Raw genomic sequence first — 6,485 nt, forward strand, 5'->3', positions numbered from 1 at the left:
GTATGTCCAACGAGCTGCTTCAACAAGTCAGGATCCTCGATCCACTTTCCCAAACAGATCGGGTGGCTGATGTGTTGATTGAGGCAGGTAAGATCAGTGCGATCGCCGATGCCATCTCTGACTATCCGGCAGATACCCAAATTCACAATGCTCAGGGATGGGTGCTTGGCCCCGGTCTGGTTGATTTATACAGCCATTCCGGTGAACCTGGTTTTGAAGAGCGAGAAACCCTCCTGTCTCTCATGCAATCTGCTGCAGCTGGAGGCTTCACTCGTTTAGCGATTCTGCCAGATACTGTTCCGGCGATGGATACTCCCACTACCATCACCTGGTTACAAGAAAAGTGGCAGACGAACCTGCAGCACATTCCCAATTCCAAATTTCCAATTTCCAATTCCCTGCCCTCCCTCTACCCCTGGGCTGCCTTAACTCAAGACATCCAGGGACAAAAAATGACGGAACTGGCGGAACTGGCAGAATTGGAGATTGCTGGATTTGCCGATGGTCAGCCCATTGCCAATTTACTCCTGATCCGCCGATTGCTGGAGTATTTACGTCCTCTCAACCGACCGATCGCCCTCTGGCCCTGTGATCCTCAACTGGTCGGCAATGGAGTGATGCGGGAAGGGCACGATTCTATCGTATTCGGATTGCCAGGAATTCCGGCGCTCGCGGAAACAACTGCGATCGCCGCCGTGCTGGAGTGTGTAGAGGAAGTGGGAACCCCGGTGCATCTGATGCGACTTTCAACAGCCCGAAGTGTGGAATTAGTAAGATTGGCAAAGCAGCGAGGATTGCCCATTACTGCCAGTACTACCTGGATGCACCTATTACTTAATACTGCGTCGATTGGCAGCTACAACCCAAGTCTGCGGCTAAATCCACCCCTGGGAACAGCTGCAGATCAACAGGCATTGCTTCAAGCCGTAAAGGATGGAGTAGTGGATGCGACCGCTATTGACCATACTCCCTACACCTATGAAGAAAAAACTGTGGCCTTTGCCGAAGCACCTCCAGGCGCGATCGGGTTACAACTAGCGCTCCCCCTACTCTGGCAAACTCTGGTTGCTACCGGGCAGTGGTCAGCCCTGGAGTTATGGGCAACTCTCAGCACCCGTCCTGCTTTGTGCTTATGCCAGGCACCTCCCAGCATTACCCCTGGTCAGGCAGCAGAAATCGTCTTGTTTAACCCGTACCAATCCTGGACAGCGAACTCTCAGACTCTCAAGTCTCGATCGATGAACACTCCCTGGTTGGATCAGGCAATCACGGGGCAGGTCATCAAGCTCTGGTGTCCGAGTACTTCCCAAGGAACAGGATAACTGAGGGTCTGAGAATTGGAGAGTAGATGATGTGATGAAGCGATCGGTCAAAGCTTCAATTAACTTTTCTAATCAGGAGAAATATAATAGGGTACAGTACGGAGTCACCAAGTCGATGACTTTGCTAGCATATAAGGTTTGTTTAAGGTAAAGTCATCCTTAACAGGCTCTCTAAAATGGGGACAGGGTTTTGAAAAACACCTGTGTTGGAAGCCACTTTCTCTATTAGCAATATCTAGTAGTAATGTCTAGCAAAGTTTCCGTAATTTTTAGTCAGCGTCCAGTGCCCCAAATCGTTAATATCCAGGAGTAGGTGAGTAGCACAGCATGAAAGAAACCAGCGTAGGAAATCACAGGCGACTGCTGCTAATTGACGATGACCCTAACCTGATTCTGTTAGTCAAGGACTACCTGGAGTTCCGGGGTTATGAGGTGGTTACGGCAGAAAATGGTCGAGAAGCCCTGGAAGTTTTAGAATATGAGACTCCAGATATGATCATTTGCGATGTCATGATGCCAGAAATGGACGGGTACTCTCTGGTGCGTCATGTGCGTGAAGATCCCCGTACCAGTTGGATTCCCGTTTTATTCCTGTCTGCAAAAGGGCAAAGTCAAGATCGAGTGAAGGGACTTAATACGGGAGCCGATGTGTATATGGTGAAGCCGTTTGAGCCGGAAGAACTGGTGGCCCAAGTGGAATCTTCCCTTAAGCAGGCCGCCCGTATGTCTGAGCGGCCCGGTAGAACTGCCGACAGTGCTCCTAAAATTCAAGTTCCTTTTGACGTTGAGCTAACTCCAACTGAATTGAAAGTTGTGCAGTTTGTTGCCCGGGGGATGGCCAATCGGGAAATTGCTGAAGAACTGAATGTCAGTCAGCGAACGATCGAGAGCCACGTCAGCAATATGTTAGGAAAGACAGGCTTACACAACCGGACGGAACTAGCCCGGTGGGCGATCGAAAACAATATGGCCTGAGGTACAAAGTTCTTTTACTGACCGTCTGTTTGACTCTGAATAGCAATCCAGTGGTGACCGTTAGAGTGGAGGGGCGATTGCCCCCAGAATCTTCTGCTGCATTTGAAGAGTTGGAAACAGCCATTTAAGCCTCTTCATCGACATCTTTAATCCGGGTTTTGCGCTCCAGGATTTCTTTCAGAACCAGGGTGACCAAGGCCAACAGCGCCAATAATATGGCTGCCGAAAAGGCTGACTCTGTCTGATACTGCTTATATACCTCTTCCACATAGAGAGGTAAGGTTTGGGTTTTACCAATGATGTTGCCGGAAACGACCGAGACAGCACCAAATTCTCCCATAGCCCTGGCATTGGTGAGCAGCACCCCATACAGCAAACCCCAGCGAATATTGGGTAGGGTAACTCGCCAGAAGGTTTGCCAACCACTGGCTCCTAAAGTTCTAGCGGCTTCTTCCTGATCTGCTCCGGTTTCTTCCAGCACTGGAATCACTTCACGTGCCACAAAGGGCAGTGTCACGAATGCCGTTGCTAAGATCATTCCTGGCAGAGCGAAAATTACTTTCACACCGATCTGTTCAAGGAATGGGCCAAACCAACCATTGCGGCCATACAGCAGAATAATCATCAGCCCTGCGACTACAGGGGAAACGGAAAAGGGTACATCCAAAATGCTAATTACAAACGCTCGTCCCCGAAACTGCTTGCGGGCAATTAACCAGGCTGCACATAATCCAAATACCGTATTTATCGGAACGGAGATCAGCGCAATGATAAAGGTCAGTCTCACTGCATTGAGGAAATCAGGAGACTTCATGTCTTCCAGGAGTGGCCCAATTCCTTTGCTAAAAGCTTGTACAAAGACATTTGCCGTGGGGACGAAGAGCACCAGGGATAGATAGGCGATCGCAATCAGAATCAAAACGGTAACAAACCAGACACTTTCTCGATTTGCAGCTAACGGCCTGGTAGTCCCAGGTTTACTTGTCGGTTGATTCGAGCTACCGATCATACCGTCGCCCCCAAGCTTGTAGAAGATTAATCAAGAACAACAACAGTAGGGAAATAGCCAGTAGCACCGCACCGATGACCGTAGCACCGGAGTAGTCATACTGCTCTAACCGTTGGAATACCAGAACGGGGGCAATCAAATCTTTGAACGGAGTATTTGAAGCCACAATCACGACCGAGCCATATTCCCCAACTGCACGGGAGAATCCCAAAGCTACACCAGTCAGCAGTGCTGGCATCAGAGGTGGCAAGATCACCCACCAAAAGGTCTGAAAACGTGATGCACCCAGGCTCCAGGCAGCTTCTTCCACTTCCTTGTCCATCTCCGAAAGCACAGGTTGCACCGTCCGCACCACAAAAGGCAACGAAATCAGCAACATGGCTACTCCCACCCCCAACCGGGTAAAGGCAATCTTAATTCCAAAAGGAGCGAGTAAGGAGCCGAGCCAACCCTTGTCGCTGTAAACCGTTGCCAGAGTGAGGCCAGCTACTGAAGTTGGCAAGGCAAAAGGCAGATCAACGGCTGCATCAATCAGGCGTTTAAAGGGAAAGGTGTAGCGCACCAGTACCCAGGCGACTAGAGTGCCAAACAAACCGTTGATGAGGGCAGTCATTAGAGCCGTGACAAAGGTAACCTCATAGGCCGATAACGCGATCGGGCTGGTGGCAATTTTCCAAAAGCTGCCAGGGCTTTCAGTCATTGCTTTGATCAACAATGCTGAAGTGGGTAGAAACAGCATGATGGAGAGATACCCGATCGTGATCACCCATAACCAGGGAATACGGGTGATTAGCTTCTGGGAATGCCGAGATGAGGAAAGGGGAGGAGAAGTTCCTGCCATGGGGTGCTAGAAATAATCAGAACTGGACGCAACAAGAGACTTTGCCAGGGCCTTTAATTGCAAATTACGATAATCTTATAGGTTTACCGTATATTACCATGAGTAATTCAGTCTACAATCTCATCTCTACAACTTCATCTTTGTTTCAAAATGCAAGAGTAAAGAGTGAAGGAATGCGAACGCGAAACTCTTTCAGCGTTCCCCACTGCCCCACTGGCTAAACGGACGTTGTGCCAGGTTAGAGTTGTAGTAGCGTGAGTCGTGGGTTACCTCTTCACCAATCCAATCCGGAAAGATAATGGCCTGGTCAGCATTGGCTAGTTCCACCTCTGCTATAGTCAGCCCCTGGTTTTCTCCCGCAAATTCATCAATCTCCCAGAGTAACCCTTCCCACTCCACCCGATAGCGAATCTTTTGAATCAGGGGCTGAATACAGAGAGTCTGCAGCATTTCCCTGGCATGGTCAACTGGAATTGCGTACTCATATTCCAACCGTGCCGCACCCACCGTCTTTCCCTTAATCGTCAAAAATCCCTCATCCCCTGCAATTCGCACCCTCACCGAGCGTTCCGGAGTCGCGGTTAGGTACCCTTGCCAGTAGGGCTTCCCCTCTCCCAACGATCGCCAGCGATCGCCTGTCACTAAAAATTTACGTTCGATTTCTGTCGGCATAGGAAGGGAATTAGGAATTAGGAATTAAGACTTGCAAGTTGGCCTCTCTTAATTCATAACCCATAATTCATAAACCAAGTCCAGTTAAAAAAACGGTCATTTTCCGATCAGAGAAACTACGGTTCTGGACTTAGACAAGGTCTAATTCAAAATTTTGTCTAGCTCGGTTGGCGTTTCAGTTGCAAAAAGGCTTCTACTTCTGCAGCCGTGGGTTGAGCCGCGATCGCTCCGGCGCGGGTAGTGGTTAAGGCTCCGACCGCACTGGCATAGGTAACGATCTCGTGAGCCTTATCTGGGTTCGCTAATGCCTTCAGATCTTGCTGCACCAATCGATGTAAAAATCCAGCCACAAAGCTGTCACCAGCACCGGTCGTATCTTCCACTTCCATTGCAAATGCTGGGACCTGGCCTTCATTACCGCTCAAGAAGTAAGAACATCCTTTCTCGCCCGCCGTGACCAAAACTCCTTCCACCGAATCCAGGCGGTGGGCAATAATTCCCGGATCGGTAGTTTCAAACGACCATTCAGCTTCGTCATCAGACAGTTTGAGGAAATCGGTACGCTGCATGACTTCTCGAATGATTGGCAGAGCAACGGTTGGATCAGGCCAGAAAACAGGTCGCCAGTTTACATCCAGTAAGACTTTGGCATAATACTGATCCGCCAGATCCAGCGCTCGCAAAATTGCTGCTCGACTGTTCGGATAAGCTAGTTCCAACGTTCCCAGAACCAACACGCTAGCCGTTTCAAACAACTGCACTGGAAGTTGGTCAGCTTTTAACTGAGTATCGGCAAACTTAGTAGTATCGTTGTCTCCAAAGCCAGCGAAGGATCGATCGCCCGTTTGCGATCGGATAACATACACTCCCCGTGTAGGAGCTGTTGGATGACGTTGGACTCCATCGGTATTGACTCCAACATCCTGCAACAATTTCACCAAGGTGTTTCCGGTGTCATCCTGTCCAACACAGCCAATAAACCCGCTCGGTGTTCCTAGTTTAACTAAAGCACAGGCAACATTCGCGGGAGCACCTCCGGGATACGGTATCCACGATTGCACCTGTTCATAGGTCAAACCAGGTTGATTAGAGAGAAAATCAAAAAGAATTTCACCAAGACACAAAACACGGGGAGAGGTCACAACCATCAACAAATCTGGACGACAGGCTGATTTTAGCCCAGTAGCGGTACTTCCGCTGCTTGTTTACCACAAACTTTATTAGGGGCTGGAGCCGATTTTAGAGGCGGCACCGTAGAAGCAAACGGTACCTCTGGGCGCTGCTTCACCTCATCCGGACAAAACTCCAGACTAATCTTAAGTTTCAGCTTGCCAGATTGCATGACCGAAGTATCAGGTTGTTGCACTTTGCAATCCACTCCTGTTTGAAACCAGGTTGTTTCCTGCAGCGGTTGCCAGTGGCCATTTATATCTGTAGTGCCAAGCTCGATTTGAATTCCCTGAGATCTCAAAGACTCGACTAATTCCTGCGGCAGATCGCTTAACGTGGCAACATCGATCGCGTATCGTAACTCTTTAACACTATGAGTTGTGTTGTTGAAGACCAGGATGGCTTGGTCATCCAGGCCACCTAACGCGGTATTGAAATTCATGTGACATCCTCCCGACACCAATGCTACGCATACGGTGCGGGCTTCCCAAGATCG

The 6,485-nt window shown here is 49.5% G+C and carries 7 protein-coding genes; 2 read left to right on the forward strand and 5 right to left on the reverse strand.

Features of this window, described 5'->3' with window-relative positions; all coding sequences use genetic code 11:
- Window positions 1–2: 2 nt before the first annotated feature.
- Together ACUVQO_RS14235 and ACUVQO_RS14240 are read left to right on the forward strand one after the other, a co-directional pair.
- Window positions 3–1,322, forward strand: a complete 1,320-nt coding sequence (locus tag ACUVQO_RS14235) for a dihydroorotase (protein WP_445926512.1) — start codon at window positions 3–5, stop codon at window positions 1,320–1,322.
- Between the two features lie 327 nt (window positions 1,323–1,649).
- Complete coding sequence (locus ACUVQO_RS14240) at window positions 1,650–2,297, forward strand: response regulator transcription factor (protein WP_445926513.1); 648 nt, start codon at window positions 1,650–1,652, stop codon at window positions 2,295–2,297.
- Window positions 2,298–2,421: 124 nt separating this feature from the next.
- Here the strand turns inward: ACUVQO_RS14240 and cysW are convergent, their stop codons facing one another.
- The 5 genes from cysW to ACUVQO_RS14265 form a co-directional block, all read right to left on the reverse strand.
- On the reverse strand, window positions 2,422–3,306 hold the full coding sequence (gene cysW / locus ACUVQO_RS14245) for a sulfate ABC transporter permease subunit CysW (RefSeq protein WP_445926514.1): 885 nt from the start codon (window positions 3,304–3,306) through the stop codon (window positions 2,422–2,424).
- The gene (gene cysT / locus ACUVQO_RS14250) at window positions 3,296–4,147 is read right to left on the reverse strand and encodes a sulfate ABC transporter permease subunit CysT (RefSeq protein ID WP_445926515.1); all 852 of its coding nucleotides are present in this window, start codon (window positions 4,145–4,147) and stop codon (window positions 3,296–3,298) included. Before cysT ends, cysW begins: the two co-directional genes overlap by 11 nt.
- A 192-nt stretch (window positions 4,148–4,339) precedes the next feature.
- The gene (locus ACUVQO_RS14255) at window positions 4,340–4,819 is read right to left on the reverse strand and encodes a CYTH domain-containing protein (protein ID WP_445926516.1); all 480 of its coding nucleotides are present in this window, start codon (window positions 4,817–4,819) and stop codon (window positions 4,340–4,342) included.
- 158 nt (window positions 4,820–4,977) lie between these two features.
- On the reverse strand, window positions 4,978–5,967 hold the full coding sequence (locus tag ACUVQO_RS14260) for a carbohydrate kinase family protein (RefSeq protein WP_445926517.1): 990 nt from the start codon (window positions 5,965–5,967) through the stop codon (window positions 4,978–4,980).
- Window positions 5,968–5,993: 26 nt separating this feature from the next.
- Window positions 5,994–6,485 (reverse strand): KGK domain-containing protein (locus tag ACUVQO_RS14265; protein WP_445926518.1); only part of this gene is annotated, 492 nt, incomplete at its 5' end.

This window comes from Leptodesmis sp., from assembly GCF_052746595.1.